The sequence below is a fragment of the uncultured Stenotrophomonas sp. genome (genome assembly GCF_913778665.1).
Taxonomy (GTDB): Bacteria; Pseudomonadota; Gammaproteobacteria; order Xanthomonadales; family Xanthomonadaceae; genus Stenotrophomonas.
Genome location: NZ_CAJYVQ010000001.1, coordinates 87,840 through 112,404 on the forward strand (window position 1 = coordinate 87,840; position 24,565 = coordinate 112,404).

General features: G+C 67.0%; 19 protein-coding genes. 5 read left to right on the forward strand and 14 right to left on the reverse strand.

Annotated features, from left to right (window positions below; all coding sequences use genetic code 11):
• Positions 1 to 70 precede the first annotated feature (70 nt).
• Positions 71 to 955 carry a LysR family transcriptional regulator gene (locus QZ853_RS00475; protein WP_295569866.1) on the forward strand — a complete coding sequence of 295 codons (885 nt, stop codon included), beginning with the start codon at positions 71 to 73 and terminating at the stop codon, positions 953 to 955.
• On the opposite strand, the gene QZ853_RS00480 is transcribed toward QZ853_RS00475, so the two are convergent.
• Both QZ853_RS00480 and QZ853_RS00485 read right to left on the reverse strand, forming a co-directional pair.
• The gene (locus QZ853_RS00480; protein ID WP_295569867.1) at positions 930 to 1,712 is read right to left on the reverse strand and encodes an SGNH/GDSL hydrolase family protein; all 783 of its coding nucleotides are present in this window, start codon (positions 1,710 to 1,712) and stop codon (positions 930 to 932) included. The genes QZ853_RS00475 and QZ853_RS00480 overlap by 26 nt on opposite strands.
• A 49-nt stretch (positions 1,713 to 1,761) precedes the next feature.
• Positions 1,762 to 2,727 (reverse strand): DUF2268 domain-containing putative Zn-dependent protease, encoded by a 966-nt coding sequence (locus tag QZ853_RS00485; RefSeq protein ID WP_295569955.1) that lies wholly within the window; start codon positions 2,725 to 2,727, stop codon positions 1,762 to 1,764.
• 138 nt (positions 2,728 to 2,865) lie between these two features.
• Between QZ853_RS00485 and QZ853_RS00490 the strand changes: the two genes are divergently transcribed.
• On the forward strand, positions 2,866 to 3,849 hold the full coding sequence (locus QZ853_RS00490; protein ID WP_295569868.1) for a hypothetical protein: 984 nt from the start codon (positions 2,866 to 2,868) through the stop codon (positions 3,847 to 3,849).
• Positions 3,850 to 3,859: 10 nt separating this feature from the next.
• Here QZ853_RS00490 and QZ853_RS00495 read toward each other — a convergent pair whose 3' ends face one another.
• The 3 genes from QZ853_RS00495 to QZ853_RS00505 form a co-directional block, all read right to left on the reverse strand.
• Complete coding sequence (locus QZ853_RS00495; RefSeq protein WP_295569870.1) at positions 3,860 to 4,180, reverse strand: hypothetical protein; 321 nt, start codon at positions 4,178 to 4,180, stop codon at positions 3,860 to 3,862.
• Positions 4,181 to 4,382: 202 nt separating this feature from the next.
• Positions 4,383 to 6,845 carry a prolyl oligopeptidase family serine peptidase gene (locus QZ853_RS00500; protein ID WP_295569871.1) on the reverse strand — a complete coding sequence of 821 codons (2,463 nt, stop codon included), beginning with the start codon at positions 6,843 to 6,845 and terminating at the stop codon, positions 4,383 to 4,385.
• 168 nt (positions 6,846 to 7,013) lie between these two features.
• Entirely contained in the window at positions 7,014 to 7,343 is a 330-nt protein-coding gene (locus QZ853_RS00505; RefSeq protein WP_295569873.1) for a hypothetical protein, read from the reverse strand.
• A 457-nt stretch (positions 7,344 to 7,800) separates the two neighbouring features.
• Between QZ853_RS00505 and QZ853_RS00510 the strand changes: the two genes are divergently transcribed.
• Entirely contained in the window at positions 7,801 to 8,577 is a 777-nt protein-coding gene (locus QZ853_RS00510; RefSeq protein WP_295569875.1) for a HipA family kinase, read from the forward strand.
• Entirely contained in the window at positions 8,555 to 8,956 is a 402-nt protein-coding gene (locus tag QZ853_RS00515; protein ID WP_295569877.1) for a DUF3037 domain-containing protein, read from the forward strand. Before QZ853_RS00510 ends, QZ853_RS00515 begins: the two co-directional genes overlap by 23 nt.
• A 114-nt stretch (positions 8,957 to 9,070) precedes the next feature.
• Here the strand turns inward: QZ853_RS00515 and QZ853_RS00520 are convergent, their stop codons facing one another.
• The 8 genes from QZ853_RS00520 to ligA form a co-directional block, all read right to left on the reverse strand.
• Positions 9,071 to 10,426 (reverse strand): serine hydrolase domain-containing protein, encoded by a 1,356-nt coding sequence (locus QZ853_RS00520; protein ID WP_295569879.1) that lies wholly within the window; start codon positions 10,424 to 10,426, stop codon positions 9,071 to 9,073.
• Positions 10,427 to 10,631: 205 nt separating this feature from the next.
• Positions 10,632 to 13,160: a membrane-bound PQQ-dependent dehydrogenase, glucose/quinate/shikimate family gene (locus QZ853_RS00525; RefSeq protein WP_295569880.1), complete on the reverse strand. Its 2,529-nt coding sequence runs from the start codon at positions 13,158 to 13,160 to the stop codon at positions 10,632 to 10,634.
• A 277-nt stretch (positions 13,161 to 13,437) separates the two neighbouring features.
• Positions 13,438 to 16,152, reverse strand: coding sequence for a DNA gyrase subunit A (gene gyrA / locus QZ853_RS00530; protein ID WP_295569882.1), 2,715 nt, complete (start codon positions 16,150 to 16,152; stop codon positions 13,438 to 13,440).
• Positions 16,153 to 16,414: 262 nt separating this feature from the next.
• Positions 16,415 to 17,479 carry an S-methyl-5-thioribose-1-phosphate isomerase gene (gene mtnA / locus QZ853_RS00535; RefSeq protein ID WP_295569884.1) on the reverse strand — a complete coding sequence of 355 codons (1,065 nt, stop codon included), beginning with the start codon at positions 17,477 to 17,479 and terminating at the stop codon, positions 16,415 to 16,417.
• A gap of 47 nt (positions 17,480 to 17,526) precedes the next feature.
• On the reverse strand, positions 17,527 to 18,255 hold the full coding sequence (locus tag QZ853_RS00540) for a DUF3011 domain-containing protein (protein WP_295569886.1): 729 nt from the start codon (positions 18,253 to 18,255) through the stop codon (positions 17,527 to 17,529).
• A 138-nt stretch (positions 18,256 to 18,393) separates the two neighbouring features.
• Positions 18,394 to 19,350, reverse strand: coding sequence for an EF-P lysine aminoacylase EpmA (gene epmA / locus QZ853_RS00545; RefSeq protein WP_295569888.1), 957 nt, complete (start codon positions 19,348 to 19,350; stop codon positions 18,394 to 18,396).
• Complete coding sequence (locus QZ853_RS00550; RefSeq protein WP_295569890.1) at positions 19,347 to 19,832, reverse strand: GNAT family N-acetyltransferase; 486 nt, start codon at positions 19,830 to 19,832, stop codon at positions 19,347 to 19,349. The genes epmA and QZ853_RS00550 overlap by 4 nt, the downstream gene beginning before the upstream one ends.
• A 50-nt stretch (positions 19,833 to 19,882) precedes the next feature.
• Positions 19,883 to 22,354, reverse strand: coding sequence for an NAD-dependent DNA ligase LigA (gene ligA / locus QZ853_RS00555; protein ID WP_295569957.1), 2,472 nt, complete (start codon positions 22,352 to 22,354; stop codon positions 19,883 to 19,885).
• A 245-nt stretch (positions 22,355 to 22,599) separates the two neighbouring features.
• On the opposite strand from ligA, the gene QZ853_RS00560 reads away from it, so the two are divergent.
• The gene (locus QZ853_RS00560) at positions 22,600 to 23,712 is read left to right on the forward strand and encodes a pyridoxal phosphate-dependent aminotransferase (protein WP_295569892.1); all 1,113 of its coding nucleotides are present in this window, start codon (positions 22,600 to 22,602) and stop codon (positions 23,710 to 23,712) included.
• 110 nt (positions 23,713 to 23,822) lie between these two features.
• On the opposite strand, the gene zipA is transcribed toward QZ853_RS00560, so the two are convergent.
• Positions 23,823 to 24,557, reverse strand: a complete 735-nt coding sequence (gene zipA, locus QZ853_RS00565) for a cell division protein ZipA (protein ID WP_295569894.1) — start codon at positions 24,555 to 24,557, stop codon at positions 23,823 to 23,825.
• Positions 24,558 to 24,565: the final 8 nt, after the last annotated feature.

Here is a 24,565-nt window from a genome sequence, read left to right on the forward strand (position 1 = left end):
GCTGCGCTTGCTGATCGATAAGGACAAACGATAGATTCAGGCATCAATTGAATAGTTCCTCTTATCTGACATGCTCAAGCACTGGCCCTCGCTGAACGCCCTGCGTGGTTTCGAGGCCGCCGCGCGGCTGGGCAGCTTCCACCGCGCGGCTGAGGAACTGCACCTGACCCAATCGGCCATCAGCCAGCAGATCCGTGGCCTGGAGGCTTCGTTGCAGCAGCCGTTGTTCTTCCGGCAGGGCCGCAGCGTCACCCTCACCGACGCCGGTATCGACCTGCTGGAAACCACCCAGTCCCTGCTGCGGCAGCTGGCCAGTGGCATCCGCCGGCTTGATCAGTACCGAAAGCCCAATCAATTGATCGTCAACACCAGCCCGGCCTTTGCCCGCCACTGGCTGGTGCCGCGCCTGGCACAGTTCCATCGCCTGCATCCCGGTGCCGACCTGTGGCTGCTGATCAGCGAGGACGCGCCGGACATGACCACGCAGACGCTGGACGTGGCGGTACGCGACGACCTCGACGCGCAGGCGCACTGCCAGCACCGCGTGCTGCTGCAGGACCGCCTCTACCCGGCCTGCCATCCAACGCTGCTGGCCACGCCCGCGCACGAGCGCATGACGCTGCATGGCGAGCGCGAAATGGACTGGAGCCAATGGCAGGTGCAGGGCGGCGCGGACGTTGGCCAGCGACGGGACGGCATGAACTTCTCCGAGCCCGGGCAGTTGCTGGATGCCGCCTGCCAGGGCCTGGGCATCGCCCTGGTCAGCGAGCTGCTGGCCGCCGACGCCTGCGCACAGCGCCTGCTGCAAGCGCTGGACGGTGCACGCGTACGCGGCCCGCGCTGGAGCTGGCTGGTGCATGAGGACAGCGCCGCCGAGCCGCTGGTGATCGGCTTCTGCGAGTGGTTGCAGGCCAGCCTGCCCGCCAGCGCTACTGCTGTTTCAGTGCGCGGCTGACGGCCGCTTCTGCCAACGGCGCCATCTGCGCATAGCCCTGCGCTGTGGGATGCACACCGTCCTCGGCCAGCTGCGGATCGAGGCCGCCGGCCGCATTGGCCATCGGCGTGTAGTAATCCAGATAGACCAGCGCCTTCGCCTCGGCGTAGCGCTTCAATGCCTCATTCAAGGCACGCACTTTGGGCGCCGGCGTGATGCCCGGCATCCACGGATAATCGCTGACCGGCAACACCGACGCCAGCACCACGCCAATGCCGTGCGCCCGCGCCAGATCCACCATCGCATGCAGGTTGTCTTCGATCATCGCCTGCGTGGAGGGACCGGTATTGCCGGCAAGGTCGTTGGTGCCGGCCAGGATCACCACCACCCGTGGTTTCAGCGCCAGCACGTCCTGTGGGAAACGCAGCAGCATCTGCGCCGTGGTCTGTCCACTGATACCGCGGTTGAGCCAGCCCTTGCCGGGAAAGAACAAGGCGCCGCCTTCACTGCCCCAGCCTTCGGTGATGGAGTCGCCGTAGAACACCACGCGCGGCTGCCCGGGCACAGCGGCGGGCAGCGCAGCATTGGCGGCGCGATAGCGCTGCAGCTGCGGCCAATCAGCAAGCTGCTGCTGCATGAAGCGCACCTCGTCCGGGCGCAGCTGTTCGACCGGCTTCAGCAGCAGCGGATTGACCGCCTCAGGCTCGGCCGCCTTCAGCGGGCCGCTCAGCGCCATGGCAACGGTGATGGCACCGGCAAGCAGCACGGGTCCACGCATGCGGGTTCTCCAGAAGGCCAGGCCCACAGTCTAGCGCGCTGCGTCCGCTTCATCGCGACGCCGAGCGCGCCGCCACGCCGGTCACCTGCGCCGGCATCCACATGCCCGGCGTCCAGCCACTGGCGGCCAGGATGGTCTTCGGGTTGTCCTGCTGGATCAGCGCACGCACCGCCTCCCGCTTGTCCTTGGCCTGCAGGTAGTAGGCCTTGGCAATGCGGTAGCCCACCCAGTAACCCAGGTCGTAAGGCTCCTGCGAACCGGGCGAGTAGTTGTACAGCCAGGGCGACAGATCGGTGCTGTCCAGGTCGAGTGCGAATGCGCTTTCGATATGCACTTCACGACCGCGCGTCCACGCGGCGTGGCGCGCATTGCCAACGTTGCCGGAGATCAGTTCGGTGATGAACTCGGCAATCCCTTCGCCCAGCGAAATGCGCAGCACCGTCGCGCGCGGGTCACCCGGTTCGAAATCGATCAGGCCAGCCTGCTGGATGTGCACGTACTCGTGCGCGATCACGTGCACGAAACGATCCTGCACGTTGGCATTCATGAAGTCGGCTGCACACAGCGCTTCCAGGCCGATGATCACCCCGCTCTTCGAGGTCAACCCGACCGGCCGGCCGCGGCCCACGGCGATGGTCACCGGAGGGAATGTGGTCTGCGGGTAGATGGCCTGCAGGTTGGCGAACACCTGCACCAAGCGCTGCTTCACCGCCGGCAGCTCGGCCAGGCAGTTTCGTCCCTGCGCATACAGCTCGGGCTGGTGGGCGATGGATTCGGCGATGCGCTCTGCGGTGACCCGGCGCGCCTTGGCCAGCTCGTCCAGGCCGCTCGAGCCCTCGGCCAGGTAGCCGCGCAACTGGGCAACGCTGGGCTTGCCGCCCGCGCTGTCGAAAATCGCATAGAAACGACCGACATCCTCGGTGAGGATCTGCGGCCCCGCCGGTGCAGCCGCCGTGGCCGCGCCTACCGCCCAGGCACAGGCCAGGGCCAGCAGGCGGCGCAGGATCATGTACATCGCTCCGTCCTTGGTGGTGTGCATGCAAGGCGCGCAATTTACCACTCTGCCCGGCCCGCCGCAGCGGGCGGATGCGGCGACCCCGGCGCTGTGCCAGACTCGCTTCGGCACCTGCCATGGAAGATGGAGCACCGCACGATGATGATCGTTCCCGCGTACTGGGCCGAAGCCCGCGTGCAGGCCCGCTTCCGTGGCCGTGCGCTGGTCGTGCGCCGCTTCGGCTGGTCCGACGAAGGCCCCACTGAGGCGCAGGCGCATGCCGATGCCCGCGCCAACGAGGCCCTCAATGCCATCGTAGCCGGGCAGGCGCTGCCGCGTCGCGAGGCGCGCAGCAACTACGGCGTAGAAGGCGTGCCGATCCGTGAGCAGATCGTGCAGCGCGATGGCGACGTCATCATCACCCGCAACAGTTATGGCGCGCTGTGCCTGAACAGCCCGGATGTACTGTTCGCCGACATCGACCACGCGCAGCCACCGGCAGGTTGCGTGATGCCTGCAATCGTCGCAGCAGTACTGCTGTTCGCCGGCGCCATCATCGGCACCCTGCTCTGGCACTGGCTGGCGGGACTGGTACTGGGGGTGGCAGCGGTAGTGCTGGTCAACACCGCGATGCTGATGCAGCGCAAGCGGCGCCTGGCCGCGGCCGGTGGCGCCGAAGGCGTGGCCATGCAGCGGGTCGCGGCCTTCAGCGAACGGCATCCGGACTGGCATCTGCGCGCCTACCGCACGCCGGCCGGACTGCGCGTACTGGCCATGCATGCCACGTTTTCGCCCGAGGACGAGCAGCTGCAGGCGTTTTTCAAGGCACTGGGCACCGACGCCCTGTACGCGCGCATGTGCCGGTTGCAGCACTGCTTCCGTGCGCGTCTGACACCGAAGCCCTGGCGTGTTGGCCTGAGGTACCGCATCCGTCCGCCGGTGGCGGCGTGGTCAGCCGAGCAGGCCAACAACCCGGATCGACTGGCCTGGATTGCCGACTACGAAAAGAAGAGTGCCGGCTTCGCCGCGTGCGCCTACCTGCGCAGTTTCGGTGATACCACGCGCATCCATGCCAAGGCCGAGCACGTGCGCGAACTGCACGACCGGCTGGCGCACGCACAGGACCGTCTGCCGCTGGCGTGAGGGCGGGTACTCAGTCAGCGCTCTGCACGAACGGCTGCCCTGCCAGGGTAGTGCCCAGCCGCACCGCGATCTGTTGACCGTCCTTTTCGAAGGTCGTCGCACACTGCTTTCCGTCCTTCTGGCATCCAACTTCCGGAAAGCCGTCCAGCGATTCTGGCGCGCCCTGCGCAGGTTCAGCCCGCCAGCCTGCGGCATCCAGCAGGCGCTTGGCCTTGGCGTAGGGCATGCCGGCGATGATCCCCAGCTGCACCAGCTCGGTGGGCAGTGGCTGCGCACCTGCAGTTGAGACCAGGAACAACGACAACGTTGCAGCAAGAAGGATGGCTTTCATTGCACCGACCCGGGACGGACTTACAGGTTCAGCCTAGACCATTTGCATGCCATGCGAATGTGCCGGTAACACGTCGTTACCGAGTCTCCACAGTTGATTGCAGAGCACTTGCGGCTGTTTGCAGGCCGACGGGCAGCCGAGCGTGGGCTCGGTGCTGCAGCAGGATGCAGGAAGGCCACCCGGAGGTGGCCTTCCTGTTCCCTTACTTGGCGTTCTTCACATACGTGTCGAACCAGTTCAGCATTTCCGCCACCAGCTGCTCGTTCGATTCCAGCGCGGTGTACCAGTGCGGCTCGTTCGGCAGCATCACCAGGCGGGTGGTACCGCCGTTGCCGCGGATCGCCTGGTACAGCTTGCGCGACTGGAACGGCTCGGTGCCCGGATTGGCATCGTCCTCACCGTGGACCAGCAGCAGCGGCAGCTTGATCTTGTCGGCATAGAAGAACGGCGACGCCTTCAGGTACACGTCCTGCGCCTGCCACACCGAGCGGCGCTCGTTCTGGAAGCCGAATGGGGTGAAGGTCTTGTTGTACGAGCCACTGGTCGCCACGCCGGCCTTGAACAGGTTGGTGTGGGCAATCAGGTTGGCGGTCATCAGGCCGCCATGGCTGTGACCGGTCACGCCAATGCGGTTGCGATCGACCACGCCCATGTCCACCGCCTTGTCCACCGCCGCCTTGGCGTCGGCTTCCAGCTGCTCCAGGTAGGTGTCGTAGGCGTTCTTCGGGTCGCCCACGATCGGGAACGAGGCGTTGTCGATGATCGCGTAACCGGCCAGCAGCATCAGGCGGTACGGCTGCAGACGGGTAAAGGTCTGCTGCGAACCGGACACCTGGCCCGCCTGTGCCGCGTTGGCGAAGTCGGCCGGATACGCGTACAGGATTGCCGGCACGCGCTGGCCTTCCTTGTAGCCGGGCGGCGTGTACAGGGTGAACGACAAATCCACGCCGTCGGCACGCTTGTAGGTCACCAGCTGTTTCTTGATCTGGCGCACTTCCGGCGTCGGGTCGACCAGCCGGGTCAGCGCGGTGGCGCTGGATGCGAACTGCGCCTCGCCGGCCTTCGCGTCGGCCACCGCCTCACCCTGCTGGCGGACGAAGGCATTCGGCGGATCGATCACCGACTGGTGCCAGGTCAGGTAGCGCCCCGGCGTGTTGCTGAAACCGAGGAACTGTTCGTAGGCATCGGCACTGCTGCGGAACAGGCGCTCGCTCTTCAGCGTGCCCAGGTCGAGGCGGTCCAGGAACGGACGGTCACCCTGCGGCGAGGCACCACGGCCGCTGAGAAACACGTGGTTTCCATCCTGACGCACGACCTGCGCGCCATTCGGCAGGCGGGTGAAGACCAGGTTGCCAGGGTTACCGTACAGCTCATCGCTGGACATGTCCCACAGCAGGCGGCCTTCCTTCTTCGGCTGGTCCACATCGACGATGCGGGTCTGCATCCAGTGGCGGTTCTCGTCGTTCTCGTACTGGAACGCCACGGCAGGATCGGCGGTCCACGCGAAGCCTTCGAAGCGCTGCGCGGTGCGGGTGATTTCGGTCGCCTTGCCGTTGAACGGTGCCTTCAGCATCAGCACGCGGTCGCGGTGCGGCACGTTGACCTTCCAGTCGCCCTTGTCCAGCGCTTCGGCATAGACCAGGGTGGCCGGATCGGTGGCACGCCAGTCGAAACCACGCGGGCCTTCCGGCACGCCGTGCACCGGCACGCGGTCGGCCAGCGGCAGGCTGGCGATCGGCGTGGACTTGCCGCTGGCGATATCCAGCACGGCCACGTCGTTGGCGAAGCGCTGGTAGGTCACCGCATGCGAATACGGCGCCTTGATCGACTCGGTCAGCACGTGCACGCCATCGGGCGCGGCGCTGACCTCGTTGAACAGCGCCGGCTGCCCGACCGAGCGCACGCTGCCGGCGGCAGTATCGACCACGGCCAGCTGCGAGGCACCGTAATAGGCGAACAGCTTCTCGTCGTGCACGCTGGTCAGCGTGTCGCGTGCTTCGTAGGTGCTGCTTTCGCCGCTGCTGCCCAGCGACTCCTGTGCATCCGGGCCGGTCGGCACGCCACCGTCGGACGGCGCCGGGCCCTGGTTGGCCGGCACCAGCTTCACCAGCAGGTTCTGGCTGCCGCCCAGCCACTGCACGGTGTTGCCGAAGATCGGGTTCAACTGCACGTTCGGGATCTGCTTTACCTGCCCGGTGGCGGCGTCGCCCACCCACAGCTGCACGCTGGTATCGACCGCATTCTGGAAGGCGAAATGGCTGCCATCGGCCGACCACAGCGCGCCCGTGGCGCAGCCCTGCGGCAGGTTGACCTTGGTCTGCCTGGCGCTGGCGATATCCACCAGGGTGAAGTCGGCCACGCAGGCGGGGATGCCGTAGCCACCCGGGGTGTCATGACGGCTGCGGTTCTTCGGCTCCAGGCGCACGCCGGCCAGTTTGAGGTAGGGCTGCGCGACCCGGCTGATCGAAGGATACGTCTGCGCGGTGGTCAGCAGCAGGCGCTGCCCGCCCGGGGCCACGTTCGGCGTCGGCGGCGGCGGTGCCTTCAGCACCTTGAGCAGGTGTTCCGGCGGCTTCGCGTAATCGGCAAGCGCCGGGCCAGCGGCCAACAGGCCGAAGGTGGCGACGGCAACGGCCGCCGCCAGAGAGGTTCGACGGATGAGCATCCTTATCCCCTGGGGTGTGAATGGGAGCCCGGGACCGGGCAAGAGCCCGAATCTAGCACCGCAGGGGTTGTCGTGAATGGGCCGGAAGGGCTAGTGGCCGGATGGGGCAAAGTGCGCACGCCCGGATAGACCGACGGTGTGCCGGCCTCTGCCAGGCGTGGCCTGCCGTCACTGCTGGGCATGCAGATCCCAGGCGGTGAGGTAATCGGGGTCGACCACGATCATGCCGCTGTTGCGCATGCGGTACTCGCCGGGCTCGGCGCGCTGGTACTGGTCGAGCATCGGCGGCAGGTAGCGCTCATGGCCGTCGTCTTCGTCGGCCAGCACCACACCTTCGTAGGCACTGATGCGCAGCACGGTGCCAGCGTACTGCTCAAGCCCCTGAACCTGGCCGTCGCCGCCATAGCGGGTGACACCGACCAGCACGACCTTGCCGATCATTTCCTCGGCCTTGGCATCGTCCAGGGGGGGCAGCATGGGATTGAATTCGTCGCTCATCGGTGCACCTCCAAAGCCTCTGGGGACATTGTGGATCCGGCGGCCGTCCGCGTTGCCGATGCCGACGGCAACGCAGGGGTTCATCTCGGGGCGCGACCAGCTGGATCGCAGGACCCGGCGGGCAACGCGTGAGTCTCGATGCATGAACGGTGTCTGGAACGGCGGGGACCGCCATCCTTGCCGATGGCGTGACCGTGTCAGGCCAGGGTCAACACCACGCGTTGCGTTGCATACACGGTGAAGCGTGACAGCTGCACTCTAGCGGCATGACGGCCTCCTGTTGAAGGTCACACGCGGGTGTGTTGCTCCGTTGGAACGAATGCTGCCACTGCGCGCGGAAGGAACAAGTGAAGATTGCGGCCGGCCTGTACGAGGCGATTCGGGCGGTACCCGTTCATTAAGTTGGCGCCCGCGCCGCCACGGCGCGTCTGCCGTGACGCCACGCTAGAATGCACGCATGCGCACCGTCCATGCCCTCCGCTACATCACCCCGCTGCGGGAAGGTGGCTCCCTGCCTGCGGTGGTCGAGACCGACGACGACGGCATGGCCGTGCTGAAATTCCGTGGCGCCGGCCAAGGCCCGAAGGCGTTGATCGCCGAGCTGATCGCCGGCGAGATGGCGCGCACGCTGGGCCTGCCGATTCCGGAAATCCTGTTCGTCGAACTGGACCGTGAGTTCGCCCGCACCGAGCCGGACCCGGAGATCCAGGAGCTGATCCGTGCCAGCGAGGGCCTGAACCTGGGCCTGGACTACCTGCCGGGTGCGATCAATTACGACCCCGCCGCGATGCCGGTGGACGCCGACCTGGCATCGCGCATCGTCTGGTTCGATGCGTTCACCAGCAATGTCGATCGCACCACGCGCAATCCCAACCTGATGGTGTGGCACCGCCAGCTGTACCTGATCGACCACGGTGCGGCGATGTATTTCCACCACGACTGGGCCAACGCCGGCGATGCCTGCGAGAGGCCGTTCGTGCTGATCCGCGACCATGTACTGCTGTCTTTCGCCAGCCGCATCGCCGAGGTGGATGCGGAACTGGCTGCACGCCTGACCGATGCCGAGATCGAGCGCATCGTCGGCCTGGTGCCGGACAGCTGGCTGGTGGGCGAGCCGGCGTTCGACAGCCCGCAGGCCTATCGGCAGGGCTACATCGACTATCTCAAGCACCGCCTGAAGGTGCGTGCGGTGTTCGTGCAGGAGGCCATCCGTGCCCACGCTGCACACGTATGACTATGCGGTCATCCGCGTGGTACCGCGGGTGGAACGCGAAGAGTTCATCAATGTCGGGGTGATCGTGTCCTGTCCCGGTGCACGGCACCTCGAAGCAGCCATCGAGATCGATCCGGCACGCCTGCGCGCATTCGCGCCGGCGCTGGACCAGGAGGCATTGCAGCCGTGGCTGGATGCGATCGTGGCGATCTGCCGCGGTGACGCCACGGCCGGACCGATTGCGCAGCTGCCCGCGCGCGCGCGCTTCCACTTCCTCACGGCCAAGCGCAGCTCGATCGTGCAGATGTCGAGCACGCATGTGGGCCGCACCGCCAATCCGGCCGGTGTGGTGGAGCATCTGATGACGAAGATGGTGCGGGTGCCGGCCGCGACCGGGTGACGTCGGCTGGGTAGAGTCGACTATTAGTCGACTGCCGTTCGCGGAAAGATCGAAGCGCCCGCGCTTCGCGCGCTATTCGACCAACGATCGACTCTACATCCATCGGCCCCACGCTCACTGCAACGGCAACCGCCGCGCGATGTAGTTGACCACGTTGCCGATCGCGTCCGGATCAACATTGGCCAAGCCAACGATCACATAACCCTGCGCGGGCATCACCACGATGGCGCTGTTCGACCCCGGCGCACCGCCTTCGTGGCCGTACTGGTGTTCCCTGCCCTCGCCCTGCACCACGAAGCCAAAGCCATACCAGCGCTTGTGGTTCTGCGCCGTGGTGGCCTGCTGCAGCAGTGCCGGCGAGACCAGCTGTCCGCCGCGCAACGCCTCGGCGAACCTCAGCATGTCGGTGGCCGTGCTGTAACCACCGCCAGCGGACATGCCGCGCCAAGGCAGCGACTTCGTTTCACGCGTCCATCGCCCGTTCGTCTTCGTGTAGGCGACGGCACGCTGAGGCACCTTCACCGTTTCTGGTTCGAAGCCGGTGCCGGTCATCCCCGCCGGTCGCAGGATGTGCTGTTCCACATAGGCATAGTACGACTGCCCTGAAACGGCCTCGATGATGCGCCCAAGCACGATGAAGCCATAGTTGGAGTAGCTGTCCTGGCTGCCGGGCGTGAACTGCGGTGCATCCTTGGCGAAGCGTTGCACGTAGTCATCCAGCGTCTTCAGCGACGCCGAATACTGGTCGAAATCATCGCCGAAAAAATCGCCAAGGCCGCTGGTGTGGGTCAACAACTGGCGCACGGTCACCTCAGCGGCGACCGCCTTGTTCGGGTAGTCGGGCAGGTGCTTGCCGATCGTATCGTCCAGCCCCAGCTCGCCGGCCTGTACCAGCTGCAGGATGGCCACCGAGGTGAACATCTTGTTGGACGACGCCAGGCGGAACTGCGTCCCTGCATCGACCGCTTCGTTCGCGCTGCGGTTTGCCAGGCCTGCGTGCCAGTCCAGCAGCACGCGCCCGTTCTGCGCCACCCGCACGCTACCCGACAGCGCATCCTCAGCGGCCAAGGCGTCGAGCTTTGCGCGGGCGTCAGCCATCAGCTGCGGCAAGGCGACGCGTGCGGGCTGGTATTTTTCCGGCGTGGGCATGCCTTCCAGCTGGAACAGCTTCAGATGTTCCGGATGGGCCGGGTCCATTTCCGCGGTCACCAGCATTGCACGCTCGGTCTGCTGCGCCAGCACCAGCAGCTTCGCCTGCAATGGCGTGCTCTCACGCACCTCCAGCACCTTCAGCGCGCCGGTCGACGCGCGGAACTCCAGATAGTCCTGCGGAGTGCTGCCTTCCTTCTTGGCGTAACGTTCGGCGAAGGCCTGCAATTGCTCAAGGCTGCCGGCATTGAACGCAGCCAGCCAGTCATCAGCCGCGCGTCGCGCCTCAGGAGCGGGCGGCGCAGCCTGCGCAGCGCCCATGCACAACAGCATCAACAAGGCCCATAGCAATGGGCGGGCAGAAAGACAGCGCACGAACATGGCGATTCCTTCGCAGACGAGGCGTGGCGCCATCCTAGCCCAATGCCACGGCGGGGTAGAGTCGACCGTTGGTCGACTGCCCTTCGCGACCCGCTGAAACCCCGCGCTGCGCGCGATAGTCGACCAACGGTCGACTCTACCCCCGTCATTTCGGCAGCGCGTAGGCCATCACGTAATCACCCTTCGGCGTCTCCATGAAGTGGTGCCCGGCCGCAACGATCACCACGTACTGGCGGCCGCCCTGTTCGTACACCATCGGGTTGGCCTGCCCGCCCGCCGGCAGCTTGGCGTGCCACAGCTCCCTGCCGGTCTTCAGATCAATCGCGCGCAGCAGATCATCGGTGGCGGCGGCAATGAAGATCAGGCCGCTGGCGGTCACCACAGAACCGCCATTGTTCGGTGTGCCGATCTCGATGGGCAGGCCTGAGCGGATGCCGAATGGTCCGTTGCCGCGTGCACTACCAAACGGGCGGTCCCACAGCAGCTTGCCGGTGCGCAGGTCGATGGCGCGGATGCCGCCGTAGGGTGGCTGCTTGCACAGCAGGCCGGTGAACGGCAGCCGCCAGCCGGCATTGACCTGGATGCCATACGGCGTACCCACCTGGGGATCACCGGCGCCTTCACCCGCGCCCCTGTCCGCCCGGATCTTCTCGCGCGGCAGCCAGCCCAACCGATCGGCTTCAGCACGCGGCACCAGCCGGTTGTAGTTCGGCATGTCGTTGTAGTTGGCCACGATCACGCCACGGCGCGTATCGATGGACACGCTGCCCCAGTCCGAGCCGCCGTTGTAGCCGGGGTATTCGATGGAGTGGCGGTCACTGCTCGGCGGCGTGTAGAAGCCTTCGTAGTAGGCCTTGCGGAACTGGATGCGGCAGACCAGCTGGTCGATCGGGGTCAGGCCCCACATGTCGCGCTCGGTCAGGTCATGCTCGCGGCGCAACGTGTGGTACAGCGAGAACAGCTGGGTGGGCGAGCGCTGCCCGGGCTCGACGCCACCGACCGGCACCTCGCGCTCTTCGGCCGCACTCAGCAGCTGGCCGTTGCGGCGGTCGAGAATGTACAGGTCGCCCTGCTTGGTCGGCAGCAGGATCGCCGGTACCTTGCCCGCCGCGGTCGGGTAGTCAATCAGGCTGGCCTGTGAACCCAGGTCGTAATCCCAAACATCCTTGCGCACGGCCTGGAAATGCCAGACCGGTTTGCCGGTGGCCACGTCGATCGCTACCAGCGAGGTCGAATAGCGGTTCTGGTTTTCGGTGCGCGAGCCGCTCCAGTAATCGCCGGCGGAATTGCCCAGTGGCAGGTAGACCAGGCCCAGTGCTTCATCGCCGGTGGCAGTGGCCCACATGTTCGGCGTGCCACGCGTGTAGGTCTGTTCGCGCGGCGGCAGCCCACTGCGCTCGGGCTGGTCCATGTCCCAGGCCCAACGCAGCTTGCCGGTGACCGCGTCGTAAGCCTGGATCACCCCCGACGGCGCATCACGGCGCTGGCCGTCCAGCACCTGGTGGCCGGTGACGATCACGCCACGCACGATCGCCGGGGGCGAGGTGATCGAGACATAGCCTGGCGGCACATCGCCCATGCCCAGGGTGATGTCGACCTGGCCGTTGTTGCCGAAGTTGGCGCAGGGGCGGCCGCTGTCGGCATCCACCGCAATGATGCGGCCGTCCAGCGTGCCTTCGATGATGCGTGCCCAACAGGCTGGCCGGTTGCCCGGAGCGGCGCTGCGGGTGACCGTGGGCGGCGGCTCGGGCAGCGCCAGATCGGCGGCGGCATCGGCCAGCGCCGCATCGGCGATGGTCGGCACGCTGGGCTGCTCGTAGTAGCTCACGCCGCGGCAGGCGGCGGTGTACGGAATCGACGCATCCTTGACCTTCGGATCGAACCGCCACAGCTCCTCGCCGGTGCGCGCGTCGAGTGCGATCAGGCGGTTGCGTGCCGTGCACAGGTACAGGCGCTCGCCGATCTTCAGCGGCGTGGTCTCCGCACCCCAGCGCTTGTGCGGCAGGTCACCCGTACGGAACTGCCAGGCCAGCTGCAGGGTGCCGACGTTGGCCGGGGTGATCTGCTGCAACGGCGAATAGCGGGTGGCCGCGTTGCTGCGGCCCCACGCAGGCCAGTCGCCGTCGGCAGGCTGGTCGGCCGGCTGCAGGCCGGTGGTATCGCGGGTAGGCTCCAGGCCGGCACTGACCGCGCCTTCGGGGAAGGGTTGGTGCCCGTCCACTTCGCCATGCGGTGCGAAGGCCAGGCCGAACGCCGCCACGAACACCAGCATCAGCACGCCAGCAACGCTGCGCGACAGACGCCTGGATAACGGCGCCTGCAGGGTCGGCGCCAGCAGCGCCAGCACGATGCCCAGCGCGGTCACCAGCCCCAGCCGAGGCACCCAGCGCCAGTAGTCGCTGCCCGACTCCCACCAGGTCCACAGCAATGTGCCGAGGAACACCAGCGCATACAGCAGCGCGCCACTGCGACGGTTGCCGAACAGCAGAATGCCGCTGGCCAGCAGGCCGAACCCAGCGACGACGTAGTAGGCCGAACCTCCCAGGCTGAGCAGCCACGCGCCGAGCCCGCTGATGACCAGGCCCAGCACCACCAGCAGCGCCGACAGCACGGTGACGAGCGGGTGGCGTGGGAGACGGGCGGGAGCTGGCGCGGACTGCGGCGAGGCGGACATCGACAATCTCCGGGGGCAGCATGCGCCCTTATCCCACCGCATATGTGAAGCGCGCGCGTATTTTCCGGGTGGAACTGACGGAGCGATCGTCGACTGGGGAATTGTCGACTGGGCAGAGTCGACTGTTAGTCGACTATCGCGCGCAGCGCGGGCTTTTCATCGTCATGTGCAGAGCAGTCGGCCAACAGTCGACTCTACCGCCGCGATCGGATGACCCGCAGAAACGACGACGCCGGCACGGGGCCGGCGTCGTCGGGTACCTCTGATCGCGGCAGGATCACTCCTGCCCGGCGTCCTCGCTGCTGGCCGCAGCCGGTGCGCCTTCGACCGCGGCCGGGGCGGCAGCTGCCACCTCGTCCTCGCCCTCTTCGATGGAGGCATCCATGCGTTCCACCGCTTGCAGCTTCTCGTCCTTGGACAGGCGGATCAGGGTGACACCCTGGGTGTTGCGGCCGACGCGGCTGATTTCCGAGCCACGGGTACGCACCAGGGTGCCGCCGTCGGAGATCAGCAGCACTTCGTCATCCGACCCCATCAGCACCGCGGCGACCAGCTTGCCGTTGCGCTCGGTGGTCTGGATGCCGATCACGCCCTGGGTGCCACGGCCCTTGCGCGGGTAATCCGGCAGCGGGGTGCGCTTGCCATAGCCGTTTTCGGTGGCGGTCAGGATGTACTGCACGCTGGCGTCGTCGGCGCCGTCGATCACCGCATCGCCGTTGGCCGCGGTTTCCTCGACACCATTGTCGTCCTCGTTCTCATCCTCGTTGCCACCGGCACTTTCGGCCACGATCAGGCTGACCACTTCCTCGCCGGCCGGCATCTTGATGCCGCGCACGCCGGTAGCGGTGCGGCCCATCGAGCGGACCTTGTCCTCGCCGAAGCGCACGGTCTTGCCGTTGGAAGCGAACAGCAGGATGTCGCGCTCACCGTCGGTCAGGCCGACGCCGACCAGCGCATCGCCCTCGTCGAGGTTGATCGCGATCTTGCCGCGGGCCAGACGGAAAGCGAACTCGCCCAGCGGGGTCTTCTTGACCGTACCGTTCTTCGTGGCGAAGAACACGAACTGACCATCGGCGTACTCGCGCACCGGCAGCACGGCCTGCACGCGTTCACCGGGTTCCAGCGGAATCCAGTTGATGATCGGACGGCCTCGGGCATTGGAACCGGCTTCGGGCAGCTGGTAGACCGGCAGCCAGAACACCTTGCCCGAACTGGTGAAGGTCAACAGCGTGTCATGCGTGTTGACCAGCCACAGCTGTTCGATGAAATCCTCTTCCTTGGTCGCCGCCGCACTGCGGCCACGGCCACCACGGCGCTGCGCGCGGTACACGCTCACCGGCTGGCGCTTGACGTAGCCAGCGTGGGACACGGTGACCACCACGTCTTCCGGCGCGATCAGGTCGAGGATGTCCAGGTCTTCTTCGCTGTGGCGGATCTCGGTGCGACGTTCGTCGCCGAACTCGGCCTTGACGCTGACCAGCTCTTCGCGGATCACCTGCAGCAGGCGGTCGGGATCTTCCAGGATGTGGATCAGCCCGGCGATCACTTCCAGCAGCTGCTTGTACTCGTCGGTCAGGCGGTCCTGCTCCAGCCCGGTCAGGCGGTGCAGGCGCATTTCCAGGATCTGGGTGGCCTGGATCTCGGTCAGCTGGTAGCCGCCCTCGACCAGGCCCACGCCCTTGGGCAGGTCTTCCGGGCGCGAGGCTTCGGCGCCGGCGGCACCCAGCATCGCGCCGACCAGGCCCGGCTCCCACACGCGTGCCAGCATGCGCTCGCGGGCTTCGTTCGGGTTCGGCGAGGTCTTGATCAGTTCGATCATCTCGTCGATGTTGGCCAGCGCGACGGTCAGGCCTTCCAGCACGTGGGCACGAGCGCGCGCCTTGCGCAGCTCGAACACGGTGCGGCGTGTGACCACTTCGCGACGGTGGCGGACGAACGCCTCCAGCATCTGCTTGAGGTTCATCAACTGCGGGCGGCCGTCAACCAACGCCACCATGTTGATGCCGAACACCGATTCCATCTGCGTCTGCTGGTACAGGTTGTTCAGTACAACCTCGGCAGATTCGCCACGCTTGATCTCGATGTAGATGCGCATGCCGTCCTTGTCGGACTCATCGCGCAGCTCGCTGATGCCTTCGATCTTCTTTTCCTTCACCAGCTCGGCGATCTTCTCGATCAGACGCGCCTTGTTCACCTGGTAAGGAATTTCAGTGACGATGATCGATTCGCGGCCGTTGTCGGCCACTTCAATATCGGCCTTGGCACGGATGCGCACGCGGCCACGGCCGGTGCGGTAGCCGGCGACGATGCCGGCGGTGCCATTGATGATGCCGGCGGTCGGGAAATCCGGGCCCGGGATGTACTCCATCAGGCCGTCGACATCGATTTCCGGATTGTCGATCAGCGCGATGCAGGCGTTGATCGATTCGCTCAGGTTGTGCGGCGGGATGTTGGTCGCCATGCCCACCGCGATACCGGCCGAACCATTGACCAGCAGGTTCGGGAACCGCGTCGGCATGACCGTCGGCTCCAGTTCCTTCTCGTCGTAGTTGGGCTGGAAATCGACGGTTTCCTTGTCGATGTCGGCCATCAGCTCATGCGCGAGGCGCGACATGCGCGCTTCGGTGTATCGCATCGCTGCGGCGGAGTCGCCATCGATCGAGCCGAAGTTACCCTGGCCATCGACCAGCATGTAGCGCAGCGAGAACGGCTGTGCCAGGCGCACCAGCGTGTCGTACACCGACTGATCGCCATGCGGGTGGTACTTACCGATGACGTCACCGACGATACGCGCCGACTTGAAGTAGGGCTTGTTGCTGTGCGCGTTGAGTTCATTCATCGCGAACAGCACGCGGCGATGCACCGGCTTGAGGCCGTCGCGCGCATCCGGGAGCGCGCGGCCCACGATCACGCTCATGGCGTAATCGAGGTAGCTCTTGCGCATCTCGTCTTCCAGGTTGACCTGGATGATTTCCTTGGCGGTTTCTGCCATTCGGGTTCCGTTGTCTGGTAGCGGTCCAGTCCGGCGCAGCCCTCTGCGGGGAGGGGGTCGTGCCGGAACCTCGATTCAACCTGTGGATACTACCACAACAGGCCGTTTTCCGCCTCCCTTTACGGGGATTTTACCGGCACAAATCAGGAACTTAGGGGGGCAGCCGCCACTGTGGAGCCGAGCCCTGGCTCGGCTGCAGCCGATTCCCCGGCGGGGCCGAGCATGGGCTCGGCTCTACCGACATCCTCGACCCTGTCCCGCCTCAACCGCCGAAGGCGGCGCGCATGTTTTCGGTGGTCGGGTTCAGGATCACGCCGCGTTCGGTCACGATGGCGTCGATCAGCTCGCCCGGGGTCACGTCGAATACCGGGTTCCAGGCAGCAATGCCCTCGGCCACGGTGCGGGTGCCGCCGACGCCGTACAGCTCGCCCGGATCACGCTGCTCGATCTCGATCTGGCTGCCGTCGACGGTGTCCATGTCTACCGTCGACGACGGCGCCACGACCATGAACTTCACACCGTGGTGGCGGGCGGCGATGGCCAGCTGGTAGGTGCCGATCTTGTTGGCGGTATCGCCGTTGGCGCAGATGCGGTCGGCACCGACGATCACCCACTGCACGGCACCGGTCTTCATCAGGTGCGAGGCGGCCGAGTCGGCGATCAGGGTGGCGTCGATACCATCCTGCTGCAGCTCCCACACGGTCAGGCGCGCGCCCTGCAGCCATGGCCGGGTCTCGCCGGCGAACACGCGGGCGATGCGGTGCTGGGCCATGCCGGCACGGATCACGCCCAGCGCGGTACCGAAACCGGCGGTGGCCAGCGAGCCGGTGTTGCAATGGGTCAGCACGCCGCTGCCGGCCTCGATCAGGCCAGCCCCCAGCGCGCCCATGTGACGGTTGGCGGCCAGGTCTTCCTCGGCGATGGCCTGCGCCTCCGCTTCCAGCGCGGCCTTCCAGTCAGTGCCGGCAGCATTCAGGCAACGGCGCATGCGGGCCAGGGCCCAGGCCAGGTTCACGGCGGTCGGGCGCGAGGCGTTCAGGCGCTGCAGCGCCGGCTCCAGCTGCTGCAGTGCGTGTGCCCCATCGGCGGCCTGCACCTCGCGCGCCGCCAGCACCACCCCCCAGGCCGCAGCGATGCCGATCGCCGGTGCGCCGCGCACAGTCAGTGCGTGGATGGCCGCGGCGACCTCGTCACTGTCGTGGCAGACCACATGCTCGACCACGAACGGCAGCTTGCGCTGGTCCAGCAGTTGCAGGGCATCGCCGGTCCACAGGATCGGGCGGATGTGGTCGTAGCGGGCGTAATCGATATCGGAGGCAGTGTTCATGTGTCCATTGTAGGGCCACGCCCCGCGCGGTTGCAGTCCGCTGCGGCTCAATTCACCGAGAATTCGGCGCGGCAGCCGCCGTCCACCCAGACCCCGTTGCGGCTCCAGCCCCAGGTGCTGCCCTCTTCGCACGGCGTGCTGGACAGCTGCTCGAAGACGGCCGCGCCGACCGAGATGCTGGCACCACAGAAACGGCGCTTCTTCGACTTGGATTCGCAGGTCAGGCGGCGGGGCACGTCGACGAAACGCCCCTCGTCGTCCGCCACTTCGAAGTCACCCTGGCAGCCGCGGCTGGTCCACACCTCATTGCGCTTGTAGCCCCAGCCCTGCCCTTCCCGGCACGGCAGCGCCGACAGCTGCCGCAGCAGGCGCACCGGGGAACCATCCAGGCGCACCGGGCAGCTCTGCGGACGACCGTTGGATTCGCAGCGCACCACGCGGCGGACCAGACGCTTGCCTTCGTTGCCGGCCGGCGCCGCACCGGCGGCACGGCGGGCACGGAACTCGGCGCGGCAACCGAGGGTCACCCACACGCCACTGCGGTCGGTACCCCATTCGCTGCCACGGATGCAGCTGCTGTTGGACAGCTGGCGGACCAGATCAACGCCGTTGCTGACATCGATATCGCAGTGTACCCAGCCCATGTCACGCGACTCGCAGGTCACCACTTCGCCGTCATAGCCTGCCTGCTGGGCGGACGCCGTAGACGGCAGCCAGGCACCCCAGAGCGCGATGGAGTACACCGGTGCAGCAACGACCGCAAACCACTTGACCAAAGCCTTCCCCAGCTGGAATGGATGAACTGCGTGCCAGTGTCCGGCATCTGCCGTGATAAGAGCATCATCCTGCTTACCGAAGCAAGCGCGCAGGCGCGGCAATCCGTTCAGTCTTCGATATTCAGAAAACTCTGAAGATCAGGCATGGGCAAAGTCGTACGCCAGCACATCGGCGATGCGTGGCGTGCGATTCATCGCCATCAGCAGGCGATCCACACCCACCGCCACGCCAGCGCAGGCCGGCATCGACGGCAATGCGGCCAGCAACGCTTCGTCCAGTGCCGGCTGCACCTGGCCGCGCTCGTGGCGACGCTGCAGGTCACGCTGGAAACGCGCACGCTGTTCGCCGGCGTCGTTCAGTTCGTGATAGCCGTTGGCCAGTTCCACCGCACCCAGGTACAGCTCGAAACGCTCGGCCAGCGGCGGGGTGCCCGCGCGGATGCGTGCCAGCGCGGCCTGGCTGGCGGGCCAGTCATGCACCACGGTCATCACCGCGTCATCGAAGTCAGGCTGGATGCGGTGGGTCATCAGAAGGTCCAGCCAGTCGTCGCGGGTCAGGCCGACCGGATCGACATGCACGTCGCCGAGCGCGGCACGCAACGCCGCCTCATCGGCATCGAACGGGTCTACGCCTACAGCCTGCTGGAAAAGCTCGCGGTAACTCAGCACGCGCAAGGTGGCACTGCGCCCGACCAGCGCCAGCGCCTGGCCGACCAGCTCGGCGGCTTCCTGCACCAGCCGGTGGTGGTCCCAACCAACGCGGTACCACTCCAGCATGGTGAACTCGGGGTTGTGGCGGCCACCGGCTTCGCCGTTGCGGAACACCCGGCCCAGTTCGTAGCAATCGCCCACGCCCGCCGCCAGCAAGCGCTTGAGCGGATACTCCGGCGAGGTGCGCAGCCAACGGCGACGGCCACCAGCATCGACGTGGCCGCTGAACTCGGTATGGAAGCTGTCGATGTTCGGCTCGGTGTTGCCGGCCACCGACAGGATCGGTGTTTCCACTTCCAGCACGTCGCGTTCGGCGAAGAAACGGCGCAGCAGCGCGTTGAGCGCGGCACGCTGCTGCAGCGCGCGCAGCAGGGCTTCGCTCACAGCATGCCCTCCGGGCGCGGGTGGTCCAGTGGCAGGGTCAGCAGATCACGGGTGTCATCGATGTAACCGCTGGCCAGGTACAGGCGACGGGCCAGTTCATTGTGGTGGTTCACTTCCAGGCGCAGGCGGCTGACGCCACGGCCGCGCGCACGCTGTTCGCAGATCGCCAGTGCCTGCTTGCCGCGGCCACGACCGCGCGCACGATGGGCCAGGTACAGCTCGTCCAGCAGCATGAAATGGCCACCCTGTTCCAGGCTGAAACCCATCGCGATCACCGCATAGCCGACTACTTCAGCCGCCTCGTCCAGCCACAGCAGCACTTCGCCGTTGCGCGGGTCGGCCAGCAGCGCATCCACGCCGCGGCGCACGCGCGCGTCGTCGAAGTCGATCCTGTCTTCGGCGTAGAACTCGCGCATCAACGCGATCAGCAGCTCCTCGTCAGCACGGGTGGCCAGGCGGAAATCCAGCGGGGCGGTCTGCATCGGTGGTCCTTTGTGTTTCATGCCGGGCGCGTGGGCACCCGGCGGGGTCATCATTCGTGTTCTGAGAGATAGGCCAGCAGGCGGTCCTCATCCCACACCGGGACGCCCAGCGACTGTGCCTTGTCCAGCTTGGAGCCGGCTTCGGTACCGGCCACCACGAAGCTGGTTTTCTTCGACACGCTGCCGGACACCTTGGCACCGAGGGCCTCCAGCCGCTCCTTGGCGGCATCACGGGTGAGCTGGGCCAGGGTGCCGGTCAGCACCACGGTCTGCCCGTCCAACGGGCCGGCGACGATCTCGGCCAGCGCCGGTGCCCTGCCCAGGATATGCTGCATCGCCTTCTCGGCCGCCAGCAGCATCACGCCATGGCCGTCCGTGTCCAGCCATTCGGCCAGTCCGCGCGCGGTGTCATCGGGCAGCCCGGCGTTGACAAACTGGCCATGCTCGGCGTCGAGCACCGCCTGCGCGCCGGGCAGCGCCGCAGCCAGCTTCTCCGCGCGCAGGCGGGTGATGCCGGGAATCTCGGATTCGACCAGCAGCTGTGCCAGATCCAGCCCTTCGCGCAGCTTGGCACTGGGCGCATGCACATCACTGATGCGCACCTGGCCGACCTGCAGCAGGTCATCGATGGCCTGCTGGTTGCCCTGCTGCTCGAAGAAGTGACCGAGCGAGCGCGCCACTTCGCCACCGATGTCCGGCACGCGCTTGAACAGCGGCCACGGCAGGTGGCGGATCAGCTCCAGGTCACCGAACCACTGCGCCAGCGCCTTGGCCGTGCTCTCGCCCACGTGATCGATACCCAGCGCGAACAGCAGCCGTTCCAGCGTGGCGGCACGGCTGGCGTCGATCGCCGCGATCAGGTTGTCGGCCCACTTGGTGGCGATCTTCTTCGTGTTCCATTCGAAGCTGGCCCGCTGCGCCAACGCCTGCGCGCGCCAACCCGGATCGTTGCCATCCAGCTTGAGCACCGCATTGAGCACCGCGCCACTGCCCTCGGCGGGCAGGTGCAGCTTCAGCGCCGCGGCCAGTGCCGATGGGTCTTCCGCATCCAGCACCAGCTTCAGGTGCAGCAGCGTATCGCGGCTGAGCCGGTAGAGGTCGGCCACGCTCTTGACGATGCCGGCATCGACCAGGGTTTCAATGTACTTGTCGCCCAGGCCGTCGATGTCCATCGCGCGGCGCGAGGCAAAGTGGGCGATCGCTTCCTTGCGTTGCGCCGGGCAGGACAGCTCGCCCGAGCAGCGCCATGCGGCTGCCCCTTCCTCGCGCACGATTTCCGAGCCACACACCGGGCAACGCGTCGGCATCTGCCACGGCGTGGTGCCCTGCGGGCGGCGGTCGAGGATGACGCTGACCACCTCGGGAATGACATCGCCCGCACGGCGCACGATCACGCTGTCGCCGACGCGCACGTCCAGGCGTGCGATCTGGTCGGCGTTGTGCAGGGTGGCGTTGGAGACGATCACGCCGGCCACCGCCACCGGCGCCAATCGCGCGACCGGCGTAGCGGCCCCGGTACGGCCGATCTGGATCTCGATCGCCTCCACCGTGGTGCTCTGTTCCTGCGCCGGGAACTTGTGCGCGATGGCCCAGCGCGGTGCGCGCGAGACGAAGCCCATCGCCTGCTGGCCAGCGCGGTCATCCAGCTTGTAGACCACGCCGTCGATATCGAACGGCAGGCCGTCGCGGCGCTCGCCGATATCGCGGTAGTACCCCAGCAGGCCATCGGTGCCTTCCACCACCTTGCACAGTGCACTGACCGGGAAGCCCCAGGCGCCGAGCTGGGCCAGCGTGCCCGAATGGGTGTCGGGCAGCTCGCCGCCCTGCACCTCGCCGGTGCCGTAGGCGAAGAAGCTCAGCCTGCGCTGCGCGCTGATCTTCGGATCGAGCTGGCGCAGTGAACCGGCCGCCGCGTTGCGCGGGTTGGCCAGCACCTTGCCGCCCTGCTGGCGCGCACGCGCGTTGTAGGCCTCGAAATCGGCGCGGGCCATGTAGACCTCGCCACGCACCTCCAGCACGTCCGGCCAGTCCTTGCCGTGCAGGCGCTTGGGAACGTCGCCGATCTCCCGCAGGTTGGCCGTCACGTCCTCGCCGGTGCTGCCATCGCCACGGGTGGCGCCCAGCACGAAGTGCCCATCCTCGTAGCGCAGGCTGATCGCCAGGCCATCCATCTTCGGCTCGGCCGAGAACTGCAGGCTGCGCCGCCCCAGGCGTTCGTCGATGCGGCGCACGAAGTCAGCCACCTCTTCATCGCTGAAAGCATTGGACAGCGACAGCATCGGCACCGCGTGGCGCACTTCCGGGAAGCGACCGGACGGGCGCGCACCGACCTGCTGGGTCGGGCTGTCGGCACGGGCCAGTTCCGGGTACTCGCGCTCCAGCGCTTCCAGCTCGCGCACCATGCGGTCGTAGTCGACGTCGGGGATCTCCGGCGCATCCAGCTCGTGGTAGGCACGGTTGGCCTGGGCGATCTGCCGGCGAAGGTCTTCGGCGCGTTCGGCGGGGCTGGGGCTCATCGGGATCCGGTGGTTCTGGGATGGCCGGGAATTCTACCGCGCCCGGCCGTCAGCCCCCGTAACACCGCGCCGCTCGGGGCCGGATCCTAGAAGGGGTTGTGACCCCGCCTGTGGACTGCCGCCTTTGCAGCGTCGAGCCATGCTCGATTGCTGCACCGGCCCAGTCGAGCACGGCTTGACTCTACATACCCGACTTGCCGCCCGCTCCCACCAGCGCTAGCGTGCGGCGGTTGCCCTTCGGAATCCTGCCCGTGTCCCTGCCCGCTTCCCGCCGCCACTTCCTGCAACTGGCCGGTGTCGGCCTCGTCGCCGCTGGCAGCGGCCTGCCCCGCCTCGGCCAGGCCCGGCCCGGCGCGGCTCCAGCCGGCGGCCCGGTCCTGCTCAACTTCAACGAGTGCCCTTACGGCCCCTCGCCCGCCGCCCAGCAGGCTGCACGCGACAGCATCGCCGGCAGTGGTCGCTACCAGTTCTCTCTGGCGGGACAGGTTCGCGATGCCTTCGTCGCCCAGGCCGGCATCCCGGCCGACCACGTGCGTCTGTACCCCGGCTCCAGCGAGCCCCTGAACCGTGCGGCCATCGTCTGGACCGGCGCACAGGCCGGCCTGGTCGTGGCGGACCCGACCTTTGAGACGCTGGGTGACGTGGCCGCCGCGCATGGCGCGTCCGTGCACAAGGTGCCGTTGCGCGAGGATGGCGCACATGACCTGCGCGCAATGGCCGCCGCCGCCCACGCGCGCCCGACCGGGCTGCTGTACGTGTGCAACCCGAACAACCCGACCGGTTCGATCAGCCCGCCGGCCGAGCTGGCGTGGCTGCTGGCCAACAAGCCGTCCGCCACCCGCGTGCTGGTGGATGAGGCCTATCTGCAGTACAGCGATCAGCCCAGCCTGATCGCACAGGTTGCCCAGCGCGATGACCTGATCGTGCTGCGGACGTTCTCCAAGCTGTATGGCATGGCCGGCCTGCGCCTGGGCGTGGCGGCTGCGCATCCTGACCGCCTGCGCGAACTGGCCAGCCAGGGCGACAACCCGTTGCCGGTGCCGGCGCTGGCCGCCGCGCTGGCCAGCCTGCAGGACCCGCAGTTGGTCGCGCAGCGCCGGTTGCAGAATGCCAAGGTGCGCCAGGCCACCATCGCCTGGTTGGGCAAGCGCGGCTTCAGCTGCGTGGCCTCCGAAGCGAACTGCTTCGTGGTGGATGTGCAGCGCGACGGCAACGCGTTCGCCAAGGCGATGGCGGACAACGGCGTGGTCATCGGCCGCAGCTGGCCGATCTGGCCGCAGCGCGTACGGGTGACGGTGGGCACCGAAGAGGAAATGGCCGCGTTCCGCCAAGCGTTCGCGAACGTCGCCGGCGTACCGGCGTAACCCCATCCGGGTGGGTCCCGACCTGGCCCTGCGTAGAGTCTTGCCATGCTCGACTGGGGTTTGCCCGCGGATCCAAAAGTCGAGCATGGCTCGACTCTCCCTTTGGGCCTTTACCAGCGCGGAGTCTTGGTCAGCGGCGGCGCCTGGTGCTGGCGGTCATAGGCACGCAGCTCGTCACGGATGTGCGCGATGCGCTGTCGACCGAGTGCATTGCGGCTGTCATCCAGCACCACGCCGTCGAGCAGTTCGGCCATGCGCTGCACGGTCGGCAGCATCTTCTCCCAGGCGTCCAGCGCGGTCAGCGGCGCCGGCAAGGTCAGGAAGAAGGCAATGGCCGGGGTTTCCATGGCGCGGATGTTGGCCATGTCGAAGCTGCCCGGCTTCATGATGCTCGCCATCGAGAAGATCGGGCCGCGCTCGGGGTGGCCCTCGACCAGGCGGTGGAACACATTCATGTGGCCGAACACCAGCCCGGTCTTCTCCGCAGCGACCACGATGTCCTCGCCACGCAGCTGCTCGCCGGCGCGGGCGGCCACGAACAGCGAGACGATCTTGTCGAAGTCCTGGCTGACGCGCTTGCCGAGGTCGCTGGCCGCATCGGTGTCGGCGAGGCCAAGTTCGGCCTGCTCCCCTTCCGCACCCATGCCCGGCTCGACGCGGCCGTCGGCCACGGCAACGCCGTCTTCGCCCAGCACCGGCTCGCGGCGCTCGCCACTGTTCGGCTCCGCGCTCTCCACGCGGCGCCCCTGGGGCTTCTTCTTTGGACGGCCAAACAGGAAGATCGCAGCGATCAACAGCAGGCCGGCGGCCATGATGCCGATGCGCAACAGTGCCGTGTCGGACATTCGATAGG

Excerpts from the sequence above, each read along its gene's own strand:
- QZ853_RS00475 (WP_295569866.1), top strand. The coding sequence starts at position 71 with ATGCTCAAGCACTGGCCCTCGCTGAACGCCCTGCGTGGTTTCGAGGCC.
- QZ853_RS00480 (WP_295569867.1), bottom strand. The coding sequence starts at position 1,712 with ATGCGTGGACCCGTGCTGCTTGCCGGTGCCATCACCGTTGCCATGGCG.
- QZ853_RS00485 (WP_295569955.1), bottom strand. The coding sequence starts at position 2,727 with ATGTACATGATCCTGCGCCGCCTGCTGGCCCTGGCCTGTGCCTGGGCG.
- QZ853_RS00490 (WP_295569868.1), top strand. The coding sequence starts at position 2,866 with ATGATGATCGTTCCCGCGTACTGGGCCGAAGCCCGCGTGCAGGCCCGC.
- QZ853_RS00495 (WP_295569870.1), bottom strand. The coding sequence starts at position 4,180 with ATGAAAGCCATCCTTCTTGCTGCAACGTTGTCGTTGTTCCTGGTCTCA.
- QZ853_RS00500 (WP_295569871.1), bottom strand. The coding sequence starts at position 6,845 with ATGCTCATCCGTCGAACCTCTCTGGCGGCGGCCGTTGCCGTCGCCACC.
- QZ853_RS00505 (WP_295569873.1), bottom strand. The coding sequence starts at position 7,343 with ATGAGCGACGAATTCAATCCCATGCTGCCCCCCCTGGACGATGCCAAG.
- QZ853_RS00510 (WP_295569875.1), top strand. The coding sequence starts at position 7,801 with ATGCGCACCGTCCATGCCCTCCGCTACATCACCCCGCTGCGGGAAGGT.
- QZ853_RS00520 (WP_295569879.1), bottom strand. The coding sequence starts at position 10,426 with ATGGGCGCTGCGCAGGCTGCGCCGCCCGCTCCTGAGGCGCGACGCGCG.
- QZ853_RS00525 (WP_295569880.1), bottom strand. The coding sequence starts at position 13,160 with ATGTCCGCCTCGCCGCAGTCCGCGCCAGCTCCCGCCCGTCTCCCACGC.
- gyrA (WP_295569882.1), bottom strand. The coding sequence starts at position 16,152 with ATGGCAGAAACCGCCAAGGAAATCATCCAGGTCAACCTGGAAGACGAG.
- mtnA (WP_295569884.1), bottom strand. The coding sequence starts at position 17,479 with ATGAACACTGCCTCCGATATCGATTACGCCCGCTACGACCACATCCGC.
- QZ853_RS00550 (WP_295569890.1), bottom strand. The coding sequence starts at position 19,832 with ATGCAGACCGCCCCGCTGGATTTCCGCCTGGCCACCCGTGCTGACGAG.
- zipA (WP_295569894.1), bottom strand. The coding sequence starts at position 24,557 with ATGTCCGACACGGCACTGTTGCGCATCGGCATCATGGCCGCCGGCCTG.